The sequence below is a fragment of the Bacillus sp. FSL R5-0560 genome (genome assembly GCF_037966305.1).
GTDB classification, from domain to species: domain Bacteria; phylum Bacillota; class Bacilli; order Bacillales; family Bacillaceae; genus Bacillus; species Bacillus mojavensis.
Window position 1 is genome coordinate 926831 of the sequence record NZ_CP150195.1, and the last position, 23239, is coordinate 950069.

At 45.1% G+C, this 23239-nt stretch carries 27 protein-coding genes; 17 read left to right on the forward strand and 10 right to left on the reverse strand.

The window, feature by feature from the left end:
• Nucleotides 1-9: 9 nt before the first annotated feature.
• Nucleotides 10-1167 carry an ABC transporter permease gene (locus NST56_RS04510; protein WP_339180345.1) on the forward strand — a complete coding sequence of 386 codons (1158 nt, stop codon included), beginning with the start codon at nt 10-12 and terminating at the stop codon, nt 1165-1167.
• 108 nt (nt 1168-1275) lie between these two features.
• On the opposite strand, the gene NST56_RS04515 is transcribed toward NST56_RS04510, so the two are convergent.
• Nucleotides 1276-1839 carry a PadR family transcriptional regulator gene (locus tag NST56_RS04515; RefSeq protein WP_010333437.1) on the reverse strand — a complete coding sequence of 188 codons (564 nt, stop codon included), beginning with the start codon at nt 1837-1839 and terminating at the stop codon, nt 1276-1278.
• Nucleotides 1840-2247: 408 nt separating this feature from the next.
• Here NST56_RS04515 and NST56_RS04520 point away from each other — a divergent pair, with 408 nt between their 5' ends.
• The 3 genes from NST56_RS04520 (at nt 2248) to bstA (ending at nt 5133) form a co-directional block, all read left to right on the forward strand.
• Nucleotides 2248-2880, forward strand: a complete 633-nt coding sequence (locus NST56_RS04520; protein WP_029441297.1) for a triacylglycerol lipase — start codon at nt 2248-2250, stop codon at nt 2878-2880.
• A 470-nt stretch (nt 2881-3350) separates the two neighbouring features.
• Nucleotides 3351-4439, forward strand: coding sequence for an acyltransferase family protein (locus NST56_RS04525; protein ID WP_168747235.1), 1089 nt, complete (start codon nt 3351-3353; stop codon nt 4437-4439).
• Nucleotides 4440-4596: 157 nt separating this feature from the next.
• A complete protein-coding gene (gene bstA / locus NST56_RS04530; RefSeq protein ID WP_029441296.1) occupies nt 4597-5133 on the forward strand; it encodes a bacillithiol transferase BstA in 537 nt (178 codons plus the stop codon).
• Here bstA and NST56_RS04535 read toward each other — a convergent pair.
• Both NST56_RS04535 and NST56_RS04540 read right to left on the reverse strand, forming a co-directional pair.
• Nucleotides 5130-6686, reverse strand: coding sequence for an MFS transporter (locus tag NST56_RS04535; protein ID WP_339180350.1), 1557 nt, complete (start codon nt 6684-6686; stop codon nt 5130-5132). The two genes, bstA and NST56_RS04535, sit on opposite strands and share 4 nt — an antisense overlap.
• A gap of 114 nt (nt 6687-6800) precedes the next feature.
• On the reverse strand, nt 6801-7283 hold the full coding sequence (locus NST56_RS04540; RefSeq protein ID WP_168747237.1) for a MarR family transcriptional regulator: 483 nt from the start codon (nt 7281-7283) through the stop codon (nt 6801-6803).
• 167 nt (nt 7284-7450) lie between these two features.
• Here NST56_RS04540 and mprF point away from each other — a divergent pair, with 167 nt between their 5' ends.
• On the forward strand, nt 7451-10021 hold the full coding sequence (gene mprF, locus NST56_RS04545; RefSeq protein ID WP_339180354.1) for a bifunctional lysylphosphatidylglycerol flippase/synthetase MprF: 2571 nt from the start codon (nt 7451-7453) through the stop codon (nt 10019-10021).
• A gap of 18 nt (nt 10022-10039) precedes the next feature.
• On the opposite strand, the gene NST56_RS04550 is transcribed toward mprF, so the two are convergent.
• Entirely contained in the window at nt 10040-11017 is a 978-nt protein-coding gene (locus NST56_RS04550) for an iron-siderophore ABC transporter substrate-binding protein (protein ID WP_029441294.1), read from the reverse strand.
• 156 nt (nt 11018-11173) lie between these two features.
• On the opposite strand from NST56_RS04550, the gene NST56_RS04555 reads away from it, so the two are divergent.
• From NST56_RS04555 to NST56_RS04570, 4 genes are all read left to right on the forward strand, one after another.
• Complete coding sequence (locus NST56_RS04555; protein WP_010333442.1) at nt 11174-12175, forward strand: iron ABC transporter permease; 1002 nt, start codon at nt 11174-11176, stop codon at nt 12173-12175.
• The gene (locus NST56_RS04560) at nt 12172-13203 is read left to right on the forward strand and encodes an iron ABC transporter permease (protein WP_326218860.1); all 1032 of its coding nucleotides are present in this window, start codon (nt 12172-12174) and stop codon (nt 13201-13203) included. The genes NST56_RS04555 and NST56_RS04560 overlap by 4 nt, the downstream gene beginning before the upstream one ends.
• A 113-nt stretch (nt 13204-13316) precedes the next feature.
• Nucleotides 13317-14195: a PhzF family phenazine biosynthesis isomerase gene (locus NST56_RS04565; protein WP_339180357.1), complete on the forward strand. Its 879-nt coding sequence runs from the start codon at nt 13317-13319 to the stop codon at nt 14193-14195.
• 87 nt (nt 14196-14282) lie between these two features.
• Nucleotides 14283-14867, forward strand: coding sequence for a nitroreductase (locus NST56_RS04570; protein WP_024120644.1), 585 nt, complete (start codon nt 14283-14285; stop codon nt 14865-14867).
• Between the two features lie 38 nt (nt 14868-14905).
• On the opposite strand, the gene NST56_RS04575 is transcribed toward NST56_RS04570, so the two are convergent.
• The 3 genes from NST56_RS04575 to NST56_RS04585 form a co-directional block, all read right to left on the reverse strand.
• Nucleotides 14906-15097, reverse strand: a complete 192-nt coding sequence (locus tag NST56_RS04575) for a YfhD family protein (protein ID WP_229148989.1) — start codon at nt 15095-15097, stop codon at nt 14906-14908.
• Nucleotides 15098-15162: 65 nt separating this feature from the next.
• A complete protein-coding gene (locus NST56_RS04580) occupies nt 15163-15273 on the reverse strand; it encodes a YfhE family protein (RefSeq protein WP_010333447.1) in 111 nt (36 codons plus the stop codon).
• A gap of 53 nt (nt 15274-15326) precedes the next feature.
• Nucleotides 15327-16238: a TIGR01777 family oxidoreductase gene (locus NST56_RS04585; protein WP_339180362.1), complete on the reverse strand. Its 912-nt coding sequence runs from the start codon at nt 16236-16238 to the stop codon at nt 15327-15329.
• A gap of 88 nt (nt 16239-16326) precedes the next feature.
• On the opposite strand from NST56_RS04585, the gene recX reads away from it, so the two are divergent.
• From recX to NST56_RS04600, 3 genes are all read left to right on the forward strand, one after another.
• Nucleotides 16327-17118: a recombination regulator RecX gene (gene recX / locus NST56_RS04590; protein WP_010333449.1), complete on the forward strand. Its 792-nt coding sequence runs from the start codon at nt 16327-16329 to the stop codon at nt 17116-17118.
• Between the two features lie 7 nt (nt 17119-17125).
• Nucleotides 17126-17446: a YfhH family protein gene (locus NST56_RS04595; RefSeq protein ID WP_010333450.1), complete on the forward strand. Its 321-nt coding sequence runs from the start codon at nt 17126-17128 to the stop codon at nt 17444-17446.
• A 137-nt stretch (nt 17447-17583) separates the two neighbouring features.
• Complete coding sequence (locus tag NST56_RS04600; RefSeq protein WP_268447382.1) at nt 17584-18777, forward strand: MFS transporter; 1194 nt, start codon at nt 17584-17586, stop codon at nt 18775-18777.
• A gap of 33 nt (nt 18778-18810) precedes the next feature.
• Here NST56_RS04600 and NST56_RS04605 read toward each other — a convergent pair whose 3' ends face one another.
• Nucleotides 18811-18963: a small, acid-soluble spore protein K gene (locus NST56_RS04605; protein WP_010333452.1), complete on the reverse strand. Its 153-nt coding sequence runs from the start codon at nt 18961-18963 to the stop codon at nt 18811-18813.
• 124 nt (nt 18964-19087) lie between these two features.
• Here NST56_RS04605 and NST56_RS04610 point away from each other — a divergent pair, with 124 nt between their 5' ends.
• Nucleotides 19088-19357, forward strand: a complete 270-nt coding sequence (locus NST56_RS04610; RefSeq protein WP_024120650.1) for a YfhJ family protein — start codon at nt 19088-19090, stop codon at nt 19355-19357.
• A 36-nt stretch (nt 19358-19393) separates the two neighbouring features.
• Here NST56_RS04610 and NST56_RS04615 read toward each other — a convergent pair whose 3' ends face one another.
• The gene (locus NST56_RS04615) at nt 19394-19777 is read right to left on the reverse strand and encodes a hypothetical protein (RefSeq protein ID WP_339180367.1); all 384 of its coding nucleotides are present in this window, start codon (nt 19775-19777) and stop codon (nt 19394-19396) included.
• 1 nt (nt 19778) lies between these two features.
• Nucleotides 19779-19991, reverse strand: a complete 213-nt coding sequence (locus NST56_RS04620; RefSeq protein WP_339180370.1) for a helix-turn-helix transcriptional regulator — start codon at nt 19989-19991, stop codon at nt 19779-19781.
• Nucleotides 19992-20181: 190 nt separating this feature from the next.
• Here NST56_RS04620 and NST56_RS04625 point away from each other — a divergent pair, with 190 nt between their 5' ends.
• The 4 genes from NST56_RS04625 (at nt 20182) to NST56_RS04640 (ending at nt 23190) form a co-directional block, all read left to right on the forward strand.
• Nucleotides 20182-20700, forward strand: a complete 519-nt coding sequence (locus tag NST56_RS04625) for an SH3 domain-containing protein (RefSeq protein WP_010333456.1) — start codon at nt 20182-20184, stop codon at nt 20698-20700.
• A gap of 85 nt (nt 20701-20785) precedes the next feature.
• The gene (locus tag NST56_RS04630; RefSeq protein WP_339180374.1) at nt 20786-21118 is read left to right on the forward strand and encodes an SdpI family protein; all 333 of its coding nucleotides are present in this window, start codon (nt 20786-20788) and stop codon (nt 21116-21118) included.
• On the forward strand, nt 21105-21968 hold the full coding sequence (locus NST56_RS04635; RefSeq protein ID WP_010333458.1) for an alpha/beta hydrolase: 864 nt from the start codon (nt 21105-21107) through the stop codon (nt 21966-21968). Before NST56_RS04630 ends, NST56_RS04635 begins: the two co-directional genes overlap by 14 nt.
• Before the next feature lie 232 nt (nt 21969-22200).
• Entirely contained in the window at nt 22201-23190 is a 990-nt protein-coding gene (locus NST56_RS04640; RefSeq protein ID WP_339180378.1) for a glycosyltransferase family 2 protein, read from the forward strand.
• The last annotated feature ends 49 nt before the right edge of the window (nt 23191-23239 follow it).

Consider the following 23239-nt stretch of genomic DNA (forward strand, 5'->3'; position numbering starts at 1 on the left):
TAAAACACGGTGAAAAAAATCATAGCCATTTGCGGCGTTGAGCTTTCTCTCATTTTTAAGAAGCCGCAGAACTATTTGATGATGTTCGCTGCCCCGCTGCTGCTGACCTTTGTATTCGGCGGTCTGCTCGGCGGAAAAGATGATAAGGTGCGGCTTGCGATCGTCGATCAGGATGATACGCTTCTTTCACAGCATTATACCCGGGAACTCAAGCAACTTGATGATATGTATACCTTTCAAACGATGTCTAAAAGCAAAGCTTCAGAAAAACTGAAACAAAAGAAAATTGCCGGAGTCATCACCCTTTCCCGCACTTTCCAAGAGAAGCTTGAAAAAGGCGAGAAGCCGGAGCTAGTCTTCAGCCACGGTCCAGAACTAACAGGAGCGCCCGTTGCTAAACAGTATGCCGAAAGCAAGCTGGCAAAGCTCAACATTCAGGTAACCGCGGCAAAAACAGCGGCCGAGGCGGCGGGGGAGAGCTGGAAGTCGGCTTATAAAACGGTAATCGCCAAAGATCATGGGGATAGCGCCACAGCTGTAAAACGGGAATCTCTCAGTGATAAAAAAGAAGGTAAGGGCGTAAGTGACACAGCTTCACGAGCTGCAGGCTTTTCCATTCTGTTTGTGATGCTGACAATGATGGGGGCAGCGGGCACGATATTAGAAGCGCGAAAAAGCGGTGTCTGGCAGAGACTGCTCACCGCGTCTGTCAGCCGCGCGGAAATTGGAGCGGGGTATGTGCTGTCGTTCTTTGTGATTGGCTGGATTCAATTTGGAATGCTGCTTCTCACATCCCATTGGCTGTTCGGAATCAGCTGGGGCAATCCGGCTGCGCTGATCGTGTTAGTATCCTTTTTTCTGTTTGCAGTCGTGGGTATCGGGCTGATGATTGCTGCCCATGTCAGAACACCAGAACAGCAGCTTGCTTTCGGCAACTTGTTCGTTATTGCGACGTGTATGGTAAGCGGAATGTATTGGCCGATAGAAATTGAGCCGAAGCTGATGCAGTCCATTGCTGACTTTCTCCCGCAAAAGTGGGCGATGAGCGGACTGACAGAAATTATCGCTAACGGGGCAAACATCACGGATATACTCGGCATTTGCGGCATCTTGTTTGCTTTTGCAGCTGTCACCTTCACAGCGGGGCTGAAAGCGCTCCGAACGTAAAAGCATCCGCCTCCGGGCAGATGCTTTTTATCATTATATCTTGTTTTCTGTCAGGTTCAGTCTTTGTTCCAGATGTTGTTTGACGGACGGCCAGTCACTTTCGATCATTTAAGGCCGCTCCTGGGTATCCTCTTGTATCATGGCTGAAATATGCTCCAGCCAAGAAACGTAGGTTTTCTCCCGCTCCAGCGCTTTCGTCAGCACAAGGTAGTGGCCGAAATCCGGTGAAGAAAACGACATCGGCTCTGCTGATGCCATTAGCTTTTCATAGCTCCTTTGCAGGTCAGCGAGCTTCTCCTTGCGTTTCAGCAGCTGGTCTGTAAACAAGTCGGCTGCCTCTTGGCGTGACAGAGAAGAAATGAAATAAGCCTTCAGCATAAATTCATCCTTCACTGTTTCCGGAATAGGATGGTGGCGGGTCAGCCACGCGTGCAGTTCCTGTTTTCCGCTGTCAGTCAAGGTATACATTTTTTTCTCAAGTTTTGTGCCCTGAATCGTTGTCCGGAATGTGATAAAGCCTTCATCTGTCAGCTTTTTGAGCTCAGGATAAATCTGGCTGTGCTTGGCGCTCCAAAACTGGCCGAGCTCCGCTTTGAAATAACTTGTAATATCATACCCGCTCAATTCGCCTTTTCGTAAAAGCCCTAATATGGCGTATTTTAATACTCTCATGCTGTCCTCCGTGTCTATGGCTGTTTTTGCAAAACAGAAGTTTTTTAAATGCCCTGCCGCAAATCGTATCATTCTTTTCTCTTATACCAGGAAAACAAAATTGAATTCCTTCTTGAAACTTGTCCTATATCAAATAGTCATTGCCATCTCATGTCTAGCTTTCATCTGTTCCCTATATTATAGGAAAGGGAGGCTGGGAACACAACCGCATGTCTCCTACGCTTATTGTCCTTTCAAGTTGCTATCGAGTGTATGGATCAAGTGTACTGCAGACAACTACCCATCGACAGGTTTATGCTTATTTCAAAATAATAGAGAAATTGAAGATTCTGATAAGTTTATATTTACCAAGTTTAAATTTAATTGTATAATCATTCTGGTAAATACATAATTGAGGAGAAACGGAAAATGAAACGATTACTTATTGCATCATCTATTTGTCTATCATTGATTTTGTCTATTCTAGCCGCTCCGCCTTCAAGTGCAAAAGCGGAAACAGCACATAACCCTGTTGTTCTTGTTCATGGGATTAGCGGCGCGTCATACAATTTTTTTGCTATTAAAAATTACTTAATCTCTCAAGGCTGGCAAAGCAATAAACTATATGCGATTGATTTTTATGATAAGACAGGGAATAACCTAAATAACGGACCACAGCTTGCTGCATATATTGATCGTGTTTTAAAAGAAACAGGAGCAAAAAAAGTAGATATTGTGGCTCATAGCATGGGAGGAGCCAATACTCTATACTATATAAAATACTTAGGCGGGGGCAATAAGATTCAAAATGTTGTCACGCTTGGAGGAGCTAATGGTTTAGTGTCATCTGTTGCGCTGCCTGGTACAGATCCTAATCAAAAGATTCTCTATACATCAATCTACAGTCTAAATGATGAAATTGTCATCAATAGCTTGTCTCGATTACAAGGAGCCAGAAACATCCAGCTTTATGGCATCGGCCATATTGGCTTGCTTTCTAATAGCCAAGTCAACGCCTATATCAAAGAAGGATTAAATGGCGGGGGACTAAATACGAACTGATGCCTCGGGGTATGCGCTAGATTAAACCTGCTGTTCATGACAGCAGGTTTTTTGTTTTCTGACAGATTGAGGAATTCAGAACCTAGAGTAAGCGGTTATTCAGCTTCCATATTCCAGCTCAACCACTTCTTTACTGAAGCTTTTCGCTATTGCGGGAGCCCCACCGCCTTCAGGACAAATTGTCCCTTCCGTAACGCCAGCTTTTTTGGCGATTTCACTCGGGAATGCTGAAATCGAATTGGATTATTATCAAAAGGTGAATAGGACACTGTTCCAGCGCGTCAAGCATAGCAGCCCGGCTGTACGGGACAAATGGCTGAGGGCGGTATACCAAAAAGTTATAGGTTTTTATGGGTCTTATCTTTCATGCATTGCTGAAAGATAAGAAATCAGGCACTTTTTTCAATTGAAGCAGGTGTGTTATGGTACAACCATCGATTTCTAAAAATTTGAAATAAAGGAGCGCTGTTATGCAAATTAAAGAAATTTTTGTGATCCGCTGCATTTCGTGCTTAAGTGTCGTTCTGCTCCATATCATTTCAATGGTTCTGATGCTTCAGGCGGAAGCACTTGCCGATATTTCTCACACGGTTGATTCTTTGCGCACACTCCTGATGTTCAGCACGCCTGCTTTCATTTTCATCTCTGAGTTTTTGCTGGCGCGTTCTTATCCTGATGGGGTGCCGGAGGGGTTTTTGAAGAAGAGAGGAAAAGTGATTTTTATTCCGTTTTTGTTTATCGCAGCCATAGATGCCTTGCTGATGACCAGTGCAATGGGGGGAAAGCTGACATTTCTGGCGTTTGTTCAGAAATATCTGGAAAACGTATTTTTAGGAAACTTTATCGGATATTTCATTCTTGTCATCTTCCAATTTTACATCCTGCACATGCTCTTTCATGAGTATTTGAAAAAAGCATCGCCCAAATGGGTGCTGTCTGTCTCGTTTGTGGTGACAGCCGCTTATTTGGGCTATTTCTCAGCAGTCAGTCCGGCTCCCGCTTCTGAACAAGGCGGTTCCTTTCCGTTTTTCTGGGTTCCGTTTGCAGGCTGGCTTTTCTACTTTTGTCTCGCTTATTACTGCGGAAAAGAGTACAAGCAGTTTTTAGCGCTGCTGAATCAATACCGCTGGGTGATATACAGTGCTGCGATCGGATCCGCCGCGTTGGTTGTGGCTGTTTCTTATTTCGGAGAGGTCGGCATGATCAGCTCAAAGCGGCCTGACATCATGCTTTATTCAACAAGTATGATTTTCCTGTGCTTTCACCTGTTTTCTAACATAAAGCACGTGCCGAAAATCATTATGTTTATCAGTAACTACTCCTTTTCGATTTATCTGCTGCACGCCTATTTTATGATCATTGGCTATGTGTTGCTGTTGAATATGCCGGACATTCCCGCTGTGCCGGCCGTTTTCTTAATGTTTGCCGTCTGCACAGCGGGCCCGATCCTGACATCCTGGACACTGAACAAGTTTAAATATGGATATTTGTTTGTAGGGAAAATCTATCAGCCGAAGAAGCGAAAAGTAAAAATGGAAGTGCGAGACCACGCAGGCTGAAACATCGCGGCAGGAGAAACGTTCCTGCCTTTTTTTTACGCAAATATATACATGATAGAACAACTATTAAACCATTTCCTTTAAAATAAAAGTGAATTTAATATATGCCAATGATTCAGGATTATTAGATGCCTGTTTATTGAAAGGAGACCAAACCATGTCAACAGCCAATCTAAGCTATCCGATAGGAGAGTACAAACTTAGGAAATTCATATCAAACGAGCAGAAAGAAGAATGGATTCAAGTGCTGGAGGAAGTGCCGGCTAAGCTGAAGCAAGCCGTTGAGGGGATGACAGACAGCCAGCTTGATACACCGTACCGAGACGGCGGATGGACCGTCCGGCAAGTTGTACATCATCTGGCTGACAGTCATATGAATGGCTATATCCGTTTTAAATTAACCTTGACAGAAGAGACACCGGCTATCCGTCCGTATGATGAAAAAGCATGGTCGGAGCTTGAAGACTCCAAAACAGCGGAGCCGAGCGGTTCACTCGCGCTTTTGCAGGAGCTTCACGGAAGATGGACAGCTCTTCTTCGCACTCTGACAGATCAGCAATTTCAGCGCGGATTTTACCATCCCGATACAAAAGAGGTCATTACCCTAGAGAACGCGCTCGGGCTGTATGTCTGGCACTCCCATCACCATATCGCTCATATTACGGAGCTTTCCAAACGGATGGGGTGGTCTTAACGCTTTTGCCGGCGGAAAGCCGGAAGACTGATTGCTGCAACCACCAGCAGTGAAATCACGGCCGCCGCCGCATATAAATGATCATAGCCGCTGGCAACACTTGCATGAATGGCATCGCTTATCGCAGTTTTGACTTCAGGCACAGGTATGCGTTCGATCTGTTCTTGTAAAGAAGAAACATCTGAACTGTCGATCTCGGGAATCATCTGCATATCCTTCCCTGACTGTCCGCTGTCCGATAAGCGGCTGCTGATTTCATCACCGATTTGGTCAAACCCTGCTGTGATAAAACCTGCATAAAGAGTAGGCGCCAATGTCAGGCCGATTTGCCTTACCAATGATAGCGTGCCAAGCGCCGTGCCCTTATTCGTTTTCGCTGCCTCTGATACAAGGACGTTCAGCGGCGCGCCTAACAGAAAGCCAAAACCAATCCCAGCTACCACACTTGCGATCACAAACTCCCATTTCTCCGTCACCCAAAGCGGAAATAAAGCAAATCCCGCACATGAAATGATTCCTGAAAGCACAACAGTTTTCACCGGTCCGTTTTTGTCGGTGAGCGCTCCGCCAAGCCAAGCGCCGATTCCGGAAGCTAAGGCGAGAGGTGTCATCCAATAGCCCGCTTTTGCGGGAGGGACGCCTAAATATTGCTCAACAAAGGACGGAATAAAAATAACCGCCGCCAACAGGCCCCCGGATAATAAACCGATGATAAGCGTTCGCTGAAACAGGTGATTCCGAAGTAAAGAATACGCCAGAATGGGATCGCCCCCGCGCATTTCCATCCGCTTCTCAAACCATACGAGCGCCGCAAAACAGAAAATACCAATTAGAATAAATCCATAAACCTCAGGATCTCCCAGGCTTTTTAATAGATTTGTTCCGTCAAGGTTTGTCATGCCGTACATTACAGCCAAAATTGACAAGGACAGAAGAAAAATTCCGGCCGTGTCGAGACGTTTGGCCTCCGGCGCTTTGGTTTCCACAATAAAAAATGCACCGAAAACAACCAGCAGCACCGCAATCGGCAGGTTAATCAAAAACAGCCAATGCCACGATCCGGTCCAATCAAGCAGAAAGCTTCCGACATTGGGTCCTAGCACAGCAGCCATCCCGTTCATCGCCCCTAGCAAGCCAAGGGCCTTCCCTTGCTTTTCCTTTGGAAGCGTAGCAAGGACGTGAGAACTTCCGATGATGAAAATTCCGCCGCCTCCAAGCGCCTGAATCAGCCGTGAGATAAGAAAAAGCGGAAAGCTTTGGCTCAAGGCGACAAGCAAAGAACCAAGCCCGAAAAGGCCGACTTCAATAAGAAACAGCTTTTTTCTGCCGTAGCGATCGGAAAGCTTTCCGACGATCGGCACACTGACGCTGAGTCCGAGCGTATAAAGCGTAATGCCCCACGAACCCCAAGACGGGGAAACAGCAAACGATTCGTTTATCGTGGTCAGCGCAGCGGAAATGATCCCATTATCCAACGCAGCCATAAATACCCCGATGGTAAACAGGCTGATCGCCCACTTTTGGCTTTTTTGATCTGCCAATGCCTTTGGCATACTCATCAACTCCTTTTACTTCACTTGAAATATATTATTCATTTAAAATGAACTAAATGTCAAATAAAAAAAGTCTGCCTCCGCAGTTTGCGGGAGGACAGACTTCGCCTGACATTATTCTTTTTTTGCCTGCTCCAGCGCTCTGGAAAGAATAGAAAGCCCTTTGGAAACAGCTTGCTTTTCATCAGGAGACAGTATTTCCAAGGAACGCTTCAATTTCATATGGCCCTTTTGATAAAGCCCGCGAAAAATATTTTTCGCATCCTCCGTTAAATGGACAACCACTGAACGGCGGTCCTCTTCAGAATGTGATCGTTTAACAAAGCCGGATTTCTCAAGGCGGTCTAGCAGCCCGGTTGTATTTGACAGGGAAGCTCCCATTTTCTCTGCAATATCACTGACCTTCAGCGTTCCGTGATTGTTTAAAAGCATCAGCACTTTCATTTGCGGCATGCTCATATCCAGCTTCATCCACTCAGACACATCACCGAGCCCGGCAGATGTTAAGACTTTCATATAAAGCACCCAAATTTCACGTTCCTCAGATGAAAGAATATTTTCGTTTAATACTGTTGTATCATGTAAGTTATATTCCATTTGATCACTTCCTCATCATTCGCTCCTCTTACCATATTACTCGATTTTAACTGCTGAAAGAAAGTCAAACCGCAGATGGGACTTTGTCCGAAAAATAGCGGTAGTGTATAATGAGTTGGAGATTATTGGGGAAAGAAATATCGAACTGTATATGATTGGAGAGACCATTGCTGATTAAAAAGAATGCTTTATCAATTTTAAAAATCGTTTTTCCTGTTGCTGTTTTACTATTTGTGTTTTATCAGTCGAAAAAAGAATTGACAAACCTGTCATTCAAACGAACGCTTATGGTGATCAACGGGCTGGAGCGGACCGACTTATTCATTCTTGTGCTCATCGGCCTGCTTGCTGTTGCGGCCATGTCACTCTATGATTACGTTCTTAAATATTCGCTGCGCCTTTCGATCACAAACGGAAAGGTGTTCAGGGTATCCTGGATTGCTAATTCATTTAATAATGTCCTTGGCTTCGGAGGGTTAGCCGGAGTCGGGTTAAGAATGATGTTTTATAAGGAGCATACAAAAGACCATAAAGCGCTGGTGAAAGGAATTGCCTGGCTTACATCCTCGATGCTGCTCGGCCTTTCAGTTTTCAGCATTTTCGTTATCGCAAGATTGCTGCCCGTGGATGAAGTCATCAATGAAAAACCATGGCTGTGGGCGGTTGTTATCGGCTTCGCGCTGATTGTGCCGATCTCTTTGGCGGCGGCTATACGAAAAGGCCGCAAAGCAGAGGATGAAGAGGGCGAAGACATAGTGAAAAATCCGATTTTCGCTTATATGGGCGCTTCCGTAGCAGAATGGCTTATGGCTGGAATCGTAATCTATCTGTCTCTGCTCGCCATGGGAATTCATGCTGACATCAGGTATGTGTTCGGGGTATTTGTGATTGCGGCAATCGGAGGCATGATCAGTCTTGTTCCAGGCGGCTTCGGCTCGTTTGACCTTTTGTTTTTGCTCGGAATGGAGCAGCTAGGCTACCATCAGGAAGCCATTGTGACGTCGATTGTGCTGTACCGGCTCGTCTATTCATTTATCCCGTTCGTTTTGGGGCTGTTCTTTGCTGCCGGCGACCTGACCGAAAGTACGATGAAACGGCTTGAAACGAACCCGCGAATTGCACCGGCAATCGAAACGACAAACGTTCTGCTTGTCGTACAGCGGGCCATGTTAGTGAGGATTTTGCAGGGATCGCTTTCACTCATTGTGTTCGTAGGCGGTCTCATTGTCCTTGCGTCGGTGTCACTGCCGATTGATCGGCTGACAGTCATTCCGCACATTCCGCATCCGGTCCTTTTGCTGTTCAATGGGCTGTCCTTAAGCTCAGCGCTCATTTTGCTGATATTGCCGATCGAGCTTTATAAACGGACAAAACGGTCCTATACAATGGCGGTTACAGCGCTTGTCGGCGGGTTTGTTTTCAGCTTTTTAAAAGGGCTTAATATCAGTGCTATATTCATATTGCCGATTATCATTGTTTTACTTGTGCTGTTGAAAAAACAATTTGTCAGAGAACAGGCTTCCTATACGCTCGGGCAAATGATTTTCGCTGCGGCTCTGTTTACTGTGGCGCTGTTTAACTATAACCTTATCGCAAGCTTCATCTGGGATCGGATGAAGAAGGTGCTGCGCCACGAATATTTCGTCCACAGCACTTCTCATATTACACATGCGACCATTATGGCAGTCATCGCCGTTCCGCTGTTCTTCTTTATCTTTACAGTGGTGTATCATAAGAAAACCAAACCAATTGGGGAAAAAGCTGATCCAGAACGTCTTGCTGAGTTTTTGAATGATAAAGGCGGCAACGCGCTCAGCCATCTCGGCTTTCTGGGGGATAAGCGGTTTTATTTCTCAAGCGACGGCAATGCATTGCTTCTGTTTGGAAAAATCGCAAGACGTCTGGTCGTGCTTGGCGATCCGTCCGGCCAAAAGGAATCGTTCCCCCTTGTGCTCGAAGAATTTCTGAACGAAGCACATCAAAAGGGCTTCAGTGTTCTGTTCTATCAAATCGAACGAGAGGACATGGCGCTGTACCATGATTTTGGGTATAACTTTTTTAAACTTGGCGAGGAAGCCTATGTGGACTTAAACACGTTTACCATATCAGGGAAGAAAAAAGCCGGTCTGCGGGCGATCAATAACCGGTTTGAACGGGAGGAATATACCTTCCATGTTGACCATCCTCCATTTTCAGAGGCATTTTTAGAAGAGCTCAAACAAATCTCAGATGAATGGCTCGGCTCGAAAAAGGAGAAGGGCTTTTCACTCGGGTTCTTTGATCCGTCATATTTACAGAGAGCACCGATCGCTTATATGAAAAATGCTGAAGGGGACATTGTGGCTTTCGCAAATATCATGCCGATGTATCAGGAAGGCGAAATCTCGGTCGATCTGATGCGCTATCGCAGTGACGCCCCGAACGGTATTATGGATGCATTGTTCATCCGCATGTTTTTATGGGCGAAGGAGGAGGGATGCACGTCATTTAACATGGGTATGGCGCCTTTGGCCAATGTCGGCACAGCCTTTACATCCTTCTGGTCAGAACGCTTCGCGGCTGTCATTTTTAATAATGTTCGGTATATGTACAGCTTCAGCGGGCTCAGGGCATTTAAAGAAAAATACAAACCCGAATGGCGCGGAAAATACTTGGCGTATCGGAAAAACAGATCTCTTTCTGTCACCATGTTCCTCGTCACGCGTCTGATCGGCAAAAGCAAAAAAGACTCCGTCTAAACAGACGGAGTTCTTTTTTTATTTAGACGTTAAGAAATACGTTTCAATATCGTCAAGCAGATAGTTTGCGGCTTTGATTCCGCCTGCGGTTGTCCACACGACGTCATCGACCTCATGGGCGTTCCCTGACTTCACAGCCTTAAGGTTTTTCCATAGTGAACTGCTCGTCCACTGGTTGGCCCATTTTTCATTATCTTTTGCATTATCGGCTTTATAAGTGAAATAAAAAAGCACATCGCCATCCATATCAGGAATGGATTCTTTGCTGTCTGTTGAGAACGTAAACTGGTCCTTTTGCTTCTTGAATAGCTCCACTTGCTTTTCAGGACGTTTAAAACCTAGCTGGTCTAAAATAATGCCGGAGAATGAATCTTTATAATAGATTCTCGACTCGCCGGACAGAAACCGTACAACAGACACGGTTTTGTTTGTCTGATCGCCAAGCTTATCTTTCATATCGGCAACGCGCTTATCAAAATCGGCAATGACTTCTTTGCCTTTGTCGGCCTTATTCACCGCGTCGGCATAAAGAGTCAGGTTATCCTTCCAGTTCCCGGCTAAAGATTCAGCAAAAACCGTCGGCGCAATCGCATTTAGCTGATCATAAATCTTTTCTTGGCGCACTTTATTTCCAATAATCAAATCAGGCTTTAATTCCGCGATGGCTTCCACATTCGGTTCGGTTTCGAGCCCGACGTTTTTCACACCTTTCATGTCGTCTTTCAGGTAGTCATACCACGGATCACCCTTCCAAGACTTCACGGCCCCGACTGGTTTAATGCCAAGCGCTAAAAGCGCCTCTGTCCCTTCATTTGTTAAGACGACAATCCGTTTTGGATTGGCTGGAATATTGTCTGATGTCCCCATTGCATGTTTAACCGTTCTTGTTTTGCTGTTTGCCCCCTGGCTGTTACCGGAACTTTCTGAACTATTACAGGCAGAAAGCACCATAACGGCCATAAGGAATACAAATAGCATGCTGATATGCTTTTTCATCTTTTTCCTCCCAATATTGAAATTCATTATCATTTAGATCATAATAAGCAGTGGTGAGAGTGTCAATCATTAATTGAGGATGATTCTCAAAAACAATTAATTTACTGCAGTCATGGTGAAGAATGGTACATAGTAAATCACTAGGAGAATTGGATGATGATCTTCAAAGAGGCTTATTCGAAATGGATTTTGTTATTATGTCTGCTTTTCGTTTTGCTGGTGGCTGTCTGCGCAAGTGTCATTTACGGCTATACCGGTACGTCATGGGGACAGGTCTATCAAGCATTTACATCTTTTAACGGATCAAATGAGCAAGTCATCATTAAAGACGTCAGGCTCCCGCGAGCACTGGTTGCCACAGTTGTCGGCGCTTCCCTTGCGGCTGCCGGCGCTCTGATGCAGGCGCTGACAAAAAATCCGCTAGCATCACCAGGGATTTTCGGAATCAACGCAGGGGCCGGCTTTTTTATTGTTGCCGGATCATTTTTTCTGCATATTCAATCACCCCAAGCGCTTGTATGGAGCTCGTTCCTCGGTGCTTCCTTTACCGCCGCGATTGTCTATGCCGCAGGTTCGCTTGGAAGAGAAGGGCTCACGCCGATCAAATTGACGCTGGCTGGAGCAGCCATGGCGGCAATGTTTTCTTCGCTGACACAAGGCATGCTCTCCGTCAATGAACTCGAGCTGGCTCAGGTGTTATTTTGGCTGACGGGCTCTGTGCAGGGCAGGAGTCTTGATTTGCTGCTGACAATGCTTCCGTATGCCGCGGCAGCGCTTCTGATCAGCTGTTTCCTCGGCCAAAAAATTAATCTTCTTGTCATGGGAGAAGATGTTGCCAAAGGACTCGGTCAAAAAACGGGGCTGCTGAAATTCGTTATGGCACTATGCATTGTCCTGCTTGCCGGTTCTGCTGTCGCCATTGCCGGGCCGATTTCCTTTATCGGCATCATCATCCCGCACTTTGCCCGCTTTATCATCGGCAATGACTATCGCTGGGTTCTGCCGTTTTCCGCTGTTTTAGGTGCAATTTTACTTGTTGCCGCGGACATCGGGGCACGATATATCATTATGCCTCAGGAGGTTCCGGTTGGGGTCATGACGGCGATGATTGGCATGCCTGTGTTTGTTTACATCGCAAGAAGGGGGGCGAATCTATGAAGCTACGTTTTGGCTTTACAGCGGCTGAAAAGAAAGCATGGATTGTCTTTTTTGTTTTACTCGGTTTAACAGCGGCTGTGTTCATCATAAGCGCCGGGCTCGGGCAGCGGTTCATTCCTCCTTGGGATGTGGCCAAAACATTTTTCGGTGCAGGTTCAAAGCTGGATGAAATGATGGTGATGTCGTTCCGCATGCCAAGAATTTTGACAGCTGTATGCGCCGGCGTTTGCTTGGCTGCGGCAGGCGCAATTTTGCAGGGGCTGGTCAGAAACCCTCTCGCATCCCCGGATATTATCGGAATCACGGGCGGAGCGGCTGTGGCTGTGGTGCTTGTCATGATGTTCTTCTCAGACCGAAGCGATTCACTGACGATCAGTCTGTCATGGCTTCCGGCAGCCGCATTTATCGGGGCATCAGTTGTTGGACTTATCGTTTATTTACTCGCATACAAAAATGGCGCCTCCACGTTTCGGCTGGTGCTGATCGGAATCGGATTTTCAATGTCTGCACAAGCGATGACCACATTGCTCATGATCAAAGGCCCGATCTACAGGGCGTCTCAAGCCAATGTATACATAACAGGTTCAGTCTACGGATCGAACTGGCAGCATGTAAAAATAGCCGTGTTGCTGTCAGCCATTCTCTTATTCATTTGTTTTATCTGTCTAAAAAATATGAATATACAGATGCTCGGTGAAGATATTGCGGCAGGTGCGGGAAGCTCCGTGCAAAGAAACCGGTTCTTCCTGCTGCTGCTGAGTACGGCTCTTACGGGCTGTGCGGTTTCGGTTGCCGGAACGGTTGGTTTTGTCGGTCTGATGGCGCCGCACATCGCAAGGCGCCTCGTCGGCTCGTCTTACGGTGCGCTGCTCCCGGCATCTGCACTGATTGGGGCTCTGCTCGTATTAGGAGCAGACATCATCGGCAGAACCTTATTTGCCCCGGTCGAAGTTCCGGCAGGCGTTTTTACAGCGGCGATCGGCGCTCCCTATTTTATTTATTTGCTCTATAAAACAAGAAATTCCTGATCGTAAAACCCATTTTCTCTGAAAGAAAATGGGTTTTTTAATAATGACTGAAAATTGCAACTAATATTTTGTTATACTGACAGAGACATTGATGCAGAAAGGATGGCAGGCGAATGAAAGCAGAGGTATTAAAATATGAAGCCTTTACGGAAAATCCCGGCAAAGGCAACCCCGCGGGAGTGGTATTGCACGGGGATGCTTACACAGAAGAAGAAATGCAGAGAATAGCTGAGCTCGCAGGATATTCAGAAACCTCCTTTATTCGGAACAGCGAGGCGGCTGATCTTGAACTCCGTTACTTCACTCCGGGACACGAAATAGATTTATGCGGACATGCGACGGTCGCTTCCCTATACGCGTTATGTGAAAACAGAAGGCTGGAGAGCGGTAAAACGTACACCATCCAGACAAAAGCCGGTATCCTGCCAGCAAACATTTCTGAAAAAGAGGGGCGCATTCATATCACACTTGAACAGGCCGCTCCGAAATTCAGACCATTTACGGGCGACCGGGGAAAGCTCGCGGACGCATTGGGAATTACGGCGGAGGACTTTCATGAGGACCTTCCAATTGTTTTTGGCAGTACAGGCATATGGACTGCAATTGTTCCGCTCAAATCATTAGAAGCCTCTAAAAAAATGGTGCCAAATAACAAACAATTTCCGAAAGTTCTAGTAGATCTGCCAAAAGCCTCAGTGCACCCGTTTACCTTTGAAACGATTCACTCTGACAGCGACTTGCACGGACGCCACTTTTCGTCGCCGTATTCAGGAACAATAGAAGATCCCGTGACTGGCACAGCATCCGGCGTGATGGGAGCTTACATGCAGCAATACGTCAGGTCCGGGCAGCGCACATTTATCATTGAGCAAGGACAGGAGATAGGGAAAGACGGAAGAGTGGAAATTGAAATAAACGGAGATAACGATCACATCAAAGTGAACATGACAGGGACTGCTGTTTACTCAGAAACTCGGATTCTTGAAATCTAATATGGCTGACGGTTTACAAAAAGCTGCACTTTCCGTTATGATTATGATTGATAATCATTTTCAATTGGATAGAAAGGGTGAAGCGGTATGCCTCAAGCCGAACAGATAAATCAAGATTCAGCACTGCGGGATATCATACGTAGCAGAAGATCAATCCGTAAATTTAAACAAGATCCCGTCCCTCCGGCTGTCATCCTTGACATGCTAGAAACGGCAAAATATGCGCCGAATCACAGAGTTACGGAGCCTTGGAGATTTATTTACGTTTCCAGTGAAACAGGAAAAGCAAGCTTGATTAAAACCTTTGCTTCATTTTCTAAAAAATCAAAGCCGGACATGACGGAAGAAAAACTCCAAAATTTCAAAAAGACACTCAGCCGTGTGCCTGGATTTCTGCTTGTTGTATTTCAGGAAGATGAGAACGAAAGAGCAAGAGATGATGATTTTGCGGCAACCAGCTCATTGATTCAAAATCTCCAGCTTCTTGCCTGGGAAAAAGGAATCGGCATGGTTTGGAAAAGCGGAAAGATCCTCTATGATAAAGACGTGCATCAAGCCTTCGGTTTACAGGATAACGAGCGCTTCGCCGCGATCATACAAACAGGCTATCCTGATGAAATGCCGGAAGTGAAAAAACGCACACCGATAAAGGAACGGTTCACCGAGCTGTAAAAAACCCCCTGTCTCAAGCAGAGACAAGGGGTTTTTCATTAACGTTTCTTGCTTTTCGCTCTCTTATCGGCCGCTTTCGCGCGCTCCTGCGCTTCGCGGTCATCCGCATCAGCGAGCTCGCTTGAATATTCCTCGTAAACGCCGTCAGTTTCTCGTTTTAACGCATCTGGAACCTGAGGAAGTTTTTGTTTGTTTTTATCACGGTTTTTGTGGATATGATTTCTGCCCATATCAAATTCCCCCTAAAAAGTGATATCAAACAAACATAGTATCTGCTTTCCGGCGCTATGTATCCCTACTTCCGCTTAGCAGCTTTTTCCGCCTTTTTAAATTCACTTGAATAAAGAACTTCCTGCATTTTCTTCAGGTTGGCTCCTTGCTGGTGCTTCTCCCTTTTCTTTTCCATAAAAGGACCTCCTTCAACCATGTTATTCTTAAGGTTGACGCTTCCTTCCGTTTTTATACAGCCTTTCGGTCCGTCAGCAGCTGCGAAAGGGCGAATTCCAGATCTGAATATGTAAAACGGAATCCGGACGTAATTGCTTTTTTAGGCAGAGCGCGCTGTCCTTTCACAATAAGCAGGCTCATCTCACCCAATGCTTTTGATAAAAAGAATTCTGGAACGGGGAGCCAGTGGGGACGATGTACCACCCGTGCAATCGTTTTTCCGAACTGCTTCATTTCAACCGGATTAGGGGAGGTCACATTAACAGGACCTGAGATACTGTCGTTTTCAATTGCATATAGAATCAGCTGGGCGGCGTCATCCACGTGAATCCAGGACAGCCACTGATTGCCCGTCCCGATCGTTCCGCCGGCCAGCAGTTTGTATGGCAGAATCATTAGCGGGAGAGCGCCTTTTTCTCCAAGCATCACGCCAAATCTCGCGTAAACCGTTCGGATGCCCATCGCCTCAATAGTTTGCCCTTCCCGTTCCCACAGATGTGCAGTATGGCTGAGAAAATCCTCGTCTGACGTGGGAGAGTCTTCTGTAAAGGTCTTTTCAAGGTCAGTGCCGTAAATGCCCACTGCACTGGCTTGAATAAGCGCCTTCGGTTTTTCCGCCTGTCTATGAATAAGCCGCCGTACTTCCCGGGTTGCATCGATACGGCTGGAGAGAATTTGCTGTTTCGTTTTTTCATTCCAGCGGCCAAAAATCGATTTTCCCGCAAGGTTTACCCAGACATCAATATGAGGAAGTTCTTGTTCAGGCGCAGCATCTTCAGTCAGCCATTGGACATAAGTGATATTTTTTTGTTCAGTTTTTCCCGCGTTTCTTGATAAGATATAAACATGATGTCCCTGGCGGGTGAGGACGCCAGTCAGATGCGTACCGAGAAAACCCGTTCCGCCCGTCATTGCAATATTCATACACATCTCTCCTCATCGTTCTGATAACTATACTTTACCTCATTTTGATCATAGAAAACGCGTTTGAGACCGGAGAAGGGAGATTAAGATGCCATTTATTACAAAGATATCAGCGCAAAAGAAGAATACTGAACGTTTTAATATTTTTCTGGATGAAAAATATGCTTTCAGCGTTGACGCCGATGTGCTCGTGAAATTTGAGCTTAAAAAGGGAAAAGAGCTTGATGACCTCGAGATCATTGAGATTCAATACGGCGATGAAGTGAAAAAAGGCTTCAACCGTGCGATTGAGTTTTTATCCTATCGAATGAGGTCAACGAAAGAGGTAGAAGACTACTTAAAGAAAAAAGAAACCTCGGCGCCCGTCATTGCGGAAGTGATTCATAGGCTGAACGATTACAGCTATTTAAATGACCAAGAGTTTGCGGCGGCCTATGTAAGCACTCACAAAAAAACAAACGGAAAAGGGCCTGACGTTTTGTTCAGAGAGCTGAAGGCGAAAGGAATCGATGACGATACGATTAAAGATACGCTAGGTTCTTTCTCGTTTGAGGAACAGACGGAAAAAGCAGTTACGCATATCGAAAAGCTTCTGAAGAAAGACAAGAAACTCTCTTCAAAAGAAATCAAACAGCGAGCCCAGATGCAGCTGCAGCGCAAAGGCTTTTCATTTGATGTCATCTCTGCGGCGCTGGAGCAGATTGAATACGAAAATGATGAAGACACTGAAAAAGAAGCGCTGCGTCTTCATGCGGAAAAAGCGTTTAGAAAATACCGTTATGACGGCTCCTATGAAAGTGCCATGAAGGTCAAACAATTTTTATTTAGAAAAGGATTCTCACTCGATTTAATCGAGCAATTTCTGCGGGAAGAGGAGTAGCTGAAAAATGGAGAAACGATACAGTCAAATGACAACGCACGAACTCAATACAGAAATCGCAGGACTTTCAGAAAAAGCAAGAAAAGCGGAACAGCTTGGAATCATCAATGAACTGGCAGTGCTCGAACGGAAAATTGCAATGGCAAAAGCTTACTTGCTGAACCCGGAGGACTTCTCACCGGGAGAAACGTATATTGTGGACGGCTCTGAGGACGAGTTTTACATTAACTACTTAAATGGCGTTTTCGCTTGGGGATACAGAACATCGGCTCCCGATCAAGAAGAAGCGCTTCCAATCTCAGTATTGCAGCAAAAGAAGCAGGGATGACCGAGAGGCTGAATATCAGCCTCTTTTTTATTTGAGCACATTCAAGGCGATTTTCAGAGTAAAAATGATTGAATTCATCCTGGATTTCTTTTAAGATGGAACTCGTTGTTTTTTAAAAATTAAAGGAGGCGATGACGTTGAGTATGAAAAATCCATCTGTAAAATTCATTATTTTTGTTCTTATGATCTGCACGTTTTCAATTGGATACACAGAATATGCGGTGATGGGTATTTTGACGTCGATTGCCAATGACTTTCATATACATGTTTCCTCTGCTGGACTCCTTGTTACCGCTTATGCGGCAAGCGTCTGTGTGACAGGCCCGCTTGTCACGATTGTTTCTGTCAAGCTCCCGAGAAAGCCGGTGCTTCTTGGATTGATGGGGATTTTCATCCTTTCCAACCTGTTAAGTGCGCTGGCACCGAATTTTGCGGTATTGGCCGTCTCAAGAATTTTATCTGCTTCCATTCATGGCGCATTCTTTGCAATTGCGATGGTATTTGCTAGTGAAATGGTGCCGCCAGAAAAACGTGCCGCAGCCGCTGCGTCTATGAACGGCGGTTTAACAGTGGCTTTAATGCTGGGTGTTCCATTCGGTTCCTACTTGGGTGATGTCCTAAACTGGAGAGTCGTGTTTTCCATTATTACGGTGCTTGGAGTGATCGGATTTTTAGGCCTGATGGCCACCGTGCCGAACAGAAAACCAAAAGTCATCCCGATGCTCATGAATGAGTGGGGGGTATTTAAACACAAACAGGTGCTGTATTCCTTTGCGATTACCATTTTAGGCTATTCAGGCGTATTTATCGCTTACACGTTTATCGAACCGATTTTAAGAAATTCAGCGGGTTTCAGCACAGTCGGCATTACAGGCGCCCTCTTCGCTTATGGTTTGGGCGGGGTTGCAGGGAATTTCTTTGCGGGAAAAGTGCCGCTTCCTCTGCTGACGCGGACCATGATTGGCGTCATGATCGGTTTGATCGGCGTACTTGCGGTATTTCCGTACATCGCCGTTTATCCGGCCGCAGCCATTGTCGGGACTTTCTTATTTGGCGCTTGCGCATTCGGCACGCCGCCTCTTTTGCAAACAAAGGTTCTTTCTTCATCTGAGAATGGCACAACGATCGCCGCAGCTGTGAGCGTGTCTGCATTTAATCTGGCCAATGCGCTCGGCGCGTGGATCGGCGGTATCATTTTAAGCGGGACCGGCTCCTATTCCTGGCTGTTTGCGGGAGGGGCGCTGATGACCGCGTGCGGACTGGTGCTGTCAACCTTTGCGCATCTGTCTGAAAAGAAAAGCGTCTATGAATATCAAGTCAATAAAGGGTAAAAAAACAGCTGCACATGTGCAGCTGTTCTTCTTTTATCGTTTGCCGGAGGCTCTCATTTTCTCCTGAGGATGCTGATTGATTGACCCGTCAGGACGCTTTGAAGCATAGTCGTCCTTCGCTCTCGGTTCACCTTGAAACTTGTTTTCGTTTTCGTAAGGAAATCCTTTTTCTTTATTGCGGACCATGTCATATCCCCCTAGGTTCGAGATCAAAAAGTTGCGTCTTGCCGGATGAAGACGTAAGGTTAGTATATGGAGAACATGAAGTTTTAAAGCGTAATTTTTTTCCTGAAGGAAAGGAGACCACCAAATGAATACGTATATTGAGAAACTGACAAATCTGCTTCTGGAAAAAAACGATATGATCAGCTACATTCAGGCGAAAACATGGGTGGAATTGTTATGGAGCGACTTTGAAGCAACCTATGCAAAAGCCGGACACGCCTACCAAGGCGAAAAAATGACCGAAAAAATCGTCACACAGTGGATTGAGAACTACGGCGGCCAGCTCCACCTTTTTCAAAGCGGCCGTGAAGACGTAAATGATTACTTAAACCAAAGCAGAGGTCTTTTACATTAACACAGCCTGCCGGCATAAAGTACGGCAGGCTGTTTTTTACACATTTGTATTGAGTACATCACTCATCACCATTCTAATCATAAAACCAAGAAAAGCAGTATATGCAATCAGCTGCAGATAGGATAAAGGAAGCATAGATTGATGAATAAGAACAGCACCTATTAGCAATAGAACAATCATCACCCAATGTGATATATAGCCCGCGAAATGAGCATTTGAGCGGGTGCGTTGGTCATTCTGAAAGTGTACGTTTCCCCAGAGTTTATTTCTATGAATGTGCGCGGCAGAATAAAGAACTCGGGCTGTTCCGATGACTGCTAACAGAAGTGTTAAGGTTGAAGGTGAATGCCAATAAAGGATATACAATAAAACGGGAAGTAAAGTTTGCAATAATAATCCGGTACAATACGTCATGTTCATCTTATTTATCTCTTTCTATCCAGAATAATTGATCTAATGAGCACTCTAATACTAATGATAATTTAATTGCAGTGCCTATCGAGGGTTCATATCTTTGTTTTTCAATTGCAATGACTGTCTGTCTTGTCACTTGAATTTTTTCTGCCAGCTGATCCTGTGTCCATCCTTTATCTTTTCTGTATTCTTTTACACAATTACGAACCCCGTGCTTCATCTAATTTGATCCTCTCTTTATGTAACGTATACCTTACATAATGTATCATACAAGTATTAGTATGTAATGTACACCTTACAAACCTTAACATTTCCTTAATTGTTAGAAAAAATAAACAAATAGTGTTTCATTCACCAGGCAATAAGGGAATACCTCTTATATCTTGTCAACATACGAGGAGGAGCTATAAATGAAAAAGAAACAAGTATTGCTCGCTTTAACAGCCGCCGCAGGACTGAGTTTCACAGCATGTAGCACCGCTCCCGCAGCAAAAGCCGCAACCCCTCAGACCATGAATGTCACCATGCCATCATCAGATTCTTATGTTATTAAAGCAGGAAAACTGAATGTGCGAACTGAACCAAATCAAAAAAGCGCGATCCTCGGCACGGTATCATCTGAACAGAAAGTCACTGTAAAGGGATTTGCAAATGCTAATTGGGCTCAAATCGAATTCAAAGGGAAAAAAGCATATATTTCAACACATTTCTTAATGAAAACCGCAAGTCAAGCAAAAACAGCAAAACAGACTGCCTTCTATTCACCAACACCGGAAAATGGAAAAGCCAAACAGCTTTCCTCCGGGACAGAAGTCACTTTGCTCGGCTGGGGATTCAGTGAAAACGGAGGATTTGATTTCAGCTGGGCATTCGTTGATTATGGCGGGGTAAAAGGCTATATTCAGACAAAGGATTTACAAATACGCTAAATAGACAGGCTCTTGCTTGTCTTTTTGCCTTGATATTGAAACATTTCTTCTTTCTGAACGTAACAATGAGAAAGGAGATGATCATATGGCTTGTTTAGTCGGCGGAGGGCTCATGATCATTGCAGGTCTTCTCATCAAATTGTTCCCTCCAAAATCCATTAACAGTGTATATGGATTCAGAACGAGACGCTCAATGTCAGATCAAAGATTATGGAATGAAGCCAACCGTTACAGTGCGACGCTCATGATCCTGTCAGGTTTGATTGTCTTGGGGGCCGGGGTGCTGCTGAGATCAAGCTTTATCATTCTTCAGCTGATCATGCTTATTGCTGCTTGTATCATCACTTTTATGCTGACGGAGAAAAGGCTGAAACATATGACGAAAAGTCAAGGAGGAGAGTTGAGTGGAAGGAGTTAACAGTCAGTTTATCAAAACAAATGGGATCACGCTCCACGTTGCTTCCGCAGGGCCGGAGGACGGCCCGCTTATTGTCCTGCTCCATGGGTTCCCTGAATTTTGGTATGGCTGGAAAAATCAAATCAAACCGCTTGCCGATGCGGGGTATCGGGTGATTGCTCCTGATCAGCGCGGTTACAATCTCAGTGATAAACCCGAAGGAATTGAGGCCTATCGAATTGATACATTAAGAGATGATATCATTGGGCTTATTTCGCAATTTACTGATCAAAAAGCAATCGTGATCGGGCATGACTGGGGAGGAGCAGTAGCCTGGCACTTGGCATCAACACGTCCGGAATATGTTGAAAAGCTGATCGCCATTAACATACCGCATCCGCACATCATGAAAACCGTAACGCCAGTCTACCCTCCGCAATGGCTGAAAAGCTCGTACATTGCCTTCTTCCAGCTGCCGGACAAACCGGAGGCTGCGTTAAAAGAAAATAATTATGAGAAATTAGATAAAGCCATCGGGCTATCTGATCGGCCGGAGCTTTTTTCTTCCGAGGATATCAAAAAGTACAAAGAAGCGTGGAAGCAGCCTGGCGCCCTGACGTCAATGCTGAACTGGTACAGGGCCCTCAGAAAAGGCAGCCTTGCGGAAAATCCCCGCGAATACCATACAGCCCCTTACCGGATGATTTGGGGAATGGAAGACCGCTTTTTAAGCAGAAAGCTTGCAAAAGAAACAGCAAGCCGCTGTCCAAACGGACATTTAATATTTGTGGATGAAGCGTCCCATTGGATCAGCCACGAAAAGCCGGCCATCGTGAATCAGCTTATTTTAGAATATCTTGAAAAACAATAAGTCAGATTTTCTTTGTACCGTCTGTCGAAATGGCAGACTTTTTCTATGCTTTTTTTTCATACTCTATTTTAAACCTGACAAAATAACATTACATATACTCAAATGTCATACCAAAAATGTAACAAAAAACAGGTTTAAACGACTTTAAAAAAAGGAATAGCCTTACTGAAGATTTGTGTACAAATTCCCCTAAGGCAATACTTAAAAAGAATAATAAAAAGAAGGTGCCTTAATGAAGCAAGGATTAATCTCGATTATTATCCCGTCTTACAATGAAGGTTATAATGTCAAACTCATTCATGAATCTTTAAAAAAGGAATTCAAAAACATTCATTATGATTATGAAATATTCTTCATTAACGACGGAAGTATTGATGACACGCTTCAGCAGATCAAAGACCTGGCATCCAAATGCAGCCGAGTGAAATACATATCATTTTCGCGAAACTTTGGAAAAGAAGCCGCGATCTTGGCCGGATTTGAACATGTTCAAGGCGAGGCAGTTGTCGTGATGGACGCCGATTTGCAGCATCCGACCTATTTGCTGAAGGACTTTATCAAAGGCTACGAGGAAGGCTATGATCAAGTCATTGCCCAGAGGAACAGGAAAGGGGATAACCCCGTGCGTTCGCTTCTTTCGTCCCTTTACTACAAGTTCATTAATAAAGCTGTGGAAGTTGATTTGCGTGACGGTGTCGGAGACTTTCGACTGTTAAGCCGCCAAGCTGTAGATGCACTTTTGAAATTGAGCGAAGGCAACCGCTTTTCAAAAGGCCTGTTTTGCTGGATCGGTTTCGAACAGAAAATTGTTTTTTACGAAAATGTCGAAAGAAAAAACGGCACATCCAAATGGTCATTCAGCAGCCTTTTTAATTACGGAATGGACGGCGTTGTCTCCTTTAACCATAAACCGCTGAGAATATGCTTTTACACCGGCATTTTTGTATTGCTGCTCTCTCTTATATATATTATCACCACGTTCGTCAAAATTCTTACAAACGGTATTTCTGTACCCGGATATTTCACAATTATATCTGCGGTCTTATTTCTTGGCGGGGTTCAGCTGTTAAGCCTTGGCATCATAGGAGAATACATCGGCAGAATCTATTACGAAACAAAAAAACGGCCGCATTATTTGATCAAAGAAGCAAATATCCCAAGCAAAGATCTGCCTGAAACGAACGAATTGAAAAACATGCGGCGCCTGACTAAACTGCACTGAAATGAATGAATTGCCATTGGCAGTGCTTTTTTGCATGCTTACAAGTTAA

What these genes read in the sequence shown, in the direction of transcription:
- NST56_RS04540 (WP_168747237.1), bottom strand. Translation starts at nt 7,283, where the DNA reads ATGGAATATAACTTACATGATACAACAGTATTAAACGAAAATATTCTT.
- NST56_RS04520 (WP_029441297.1), top strand. Translation starts at nt 2,248, where the DNA reads ATGAAACGATTACTTATTGCATCATCTATTTGTCTATCATTGATTTTG.
- NST56_RS04595 (WP_010333450.1), top strand. Translation starts at nt 17,126, where the DNA reads ATGGAGAAACGATACAGTCAAATGACAACGCACGAACTCAATACAGAA.
- NST56_RS04565 (WP_339180357.1), top strand. Translation starts at nt 13,317, where the DNA reads ATGAAAGCAGAGGTATTAAAATATGAAGCCTTTACGGAAAATCCCGGC.
- NST56_RS04605 (WP_010333452.1), bottom strand. Translation starts at nt 18,963, where the DNA reads ATGGTCCGCAATAAAGAAAAAGGATTTCCTTACGAAAACGAAAACAAG.
- NST56_RS04535 (WP_339180350.1), bottom strand. Translation starts at nt 6,686, where the DNA reads ATGCCAAAGGCATTGGCAGATCAAAAAAGCCAAAAGTGGGCGATCAGC.
- NST56_RS04525 (WP_168747235.1), top strand. Translation starts at nt 3,351, where the DNA reads ATGCAAATTAAAGAAATTTTTGTGATCCGCTGCATTTCGTGCTTAAGT.
- NST56_RS04515 (WP_010333437.1), bottom strand. Translation starts at nt 1,839, where the DNA reads ATGAGAGTATTAAAATACGCCATATTAGGGCTTTTACGAAAAGGCGAA.
- NST56_RS04625 (WP_010333456.1), top strand. Translation starts at nt 20,182, where the DNA reads ATGAAAAAGAAACAAGTATTGCTCGCTTTAACAGCCGCCGCAGGACTG.
- NST56_RS04560 (WP_326218860.1), top strand. Translation starts at nt 12,172, where the DNA reads ATGAAGCTACGTTTTGGCTTTACAGCGGCTGAAAAGAAAGCATGGATT.
- NST56_RS04550 (WP_029441294.1), bottom strand. Translation starts at nt 11,017, where the DNA reads ATGAAAAAGCATATCAGCATGCTATTTGTATTCCTTATGGCCGTTATG.
- NST56_RS04620 (WP_339180370.1), bottom strand. Translation starts at nt 19,991, where the DNA reads ATGAAGCACGGGGTTCGTAATTGTGTAAAAGAATACAGAAAAGATAAA.
- NST56_RS04570 (WP_024120644.1), top strand. Translation starts at nt 14,283, where the DNA reads ATGCCTCAAGCCGAACAGATAAATCAAGATTCAGCACTGCGGGATATC.
- recX (WP_010333449.1), top strand. Translation starts at nt 16,327, where the DNA reads ATGCCATTTATTACAAAGATATCAGCGCAAAAGAAGAATACTGAACGT.
- NST56_RS04610 (WP_024120650.1), top strand. Translation starts at nt 19,088, where the DNA reads ATGAATACGTATATTGAGAAACTGACAAATCTGCTTCTGGAAAAAAAC.
- NST56_RS04580 (WP_010333447.1), bottom strand. Translation starts at nt 15,273, where the DNA reads ATGGAAAAGAAAAGGGAGAAGCACCAGCAAGGAGCCAACCTGAAGAAA.
- bstA (WP_029441296.1), top strand. Translation starts at nt 4,597, where the DNA reads ATGTCAACAGCCAATCTAAGCTATCCGATAGGAGAGTACAAACTTAGG.
- NST56_RS04640 (WP_339180378.1), top strand. Translation starts at nt 22,201, where the DNA reads ATGAAGCAAGGATTAATCTCGATTATTATCCCGTCTTACAATGAAGGT.
- NST56_RS04615 (WP_339180367.1), bottom strand. Translation starts at nt 19,777, where the DNA reads ATGAACATGACGTATTGTACCGGATTATTATTGCAAACTTTACTTCCC.
- NST56_RS04575 (WP_229148989.1), bottom strand. Translation starts at nt 15,097, where the DNA reads ATGGGCAGAAATCATATCCACAAAAACCGTGATAAAAACAAACAAAAA.
- NST56_RS04630 (WP_339180374.1), top strand. Translation starts at nt 20,786, where the DNA reads ATGGCTTGTTTAGTCGGCGGAGGGCTCATGATCATTGCAGGTCTTCTC.
- NST56_RS04585 (WP_339180362.1), bottom strand. Translation starts at nt 16,238, where the DNA reads ATGAATATTGCAATGACGGGCGGAACGGGTTTTCTCGGTACGCATCTG.
- NST56_RS04555 (WP_010333442.1), top strand. Translation starts at nt 11,174, where the DNA reads ATGATCTTCAAAGAGGCTTATTCGAAATGGATTTTGTTATTATGTCTG.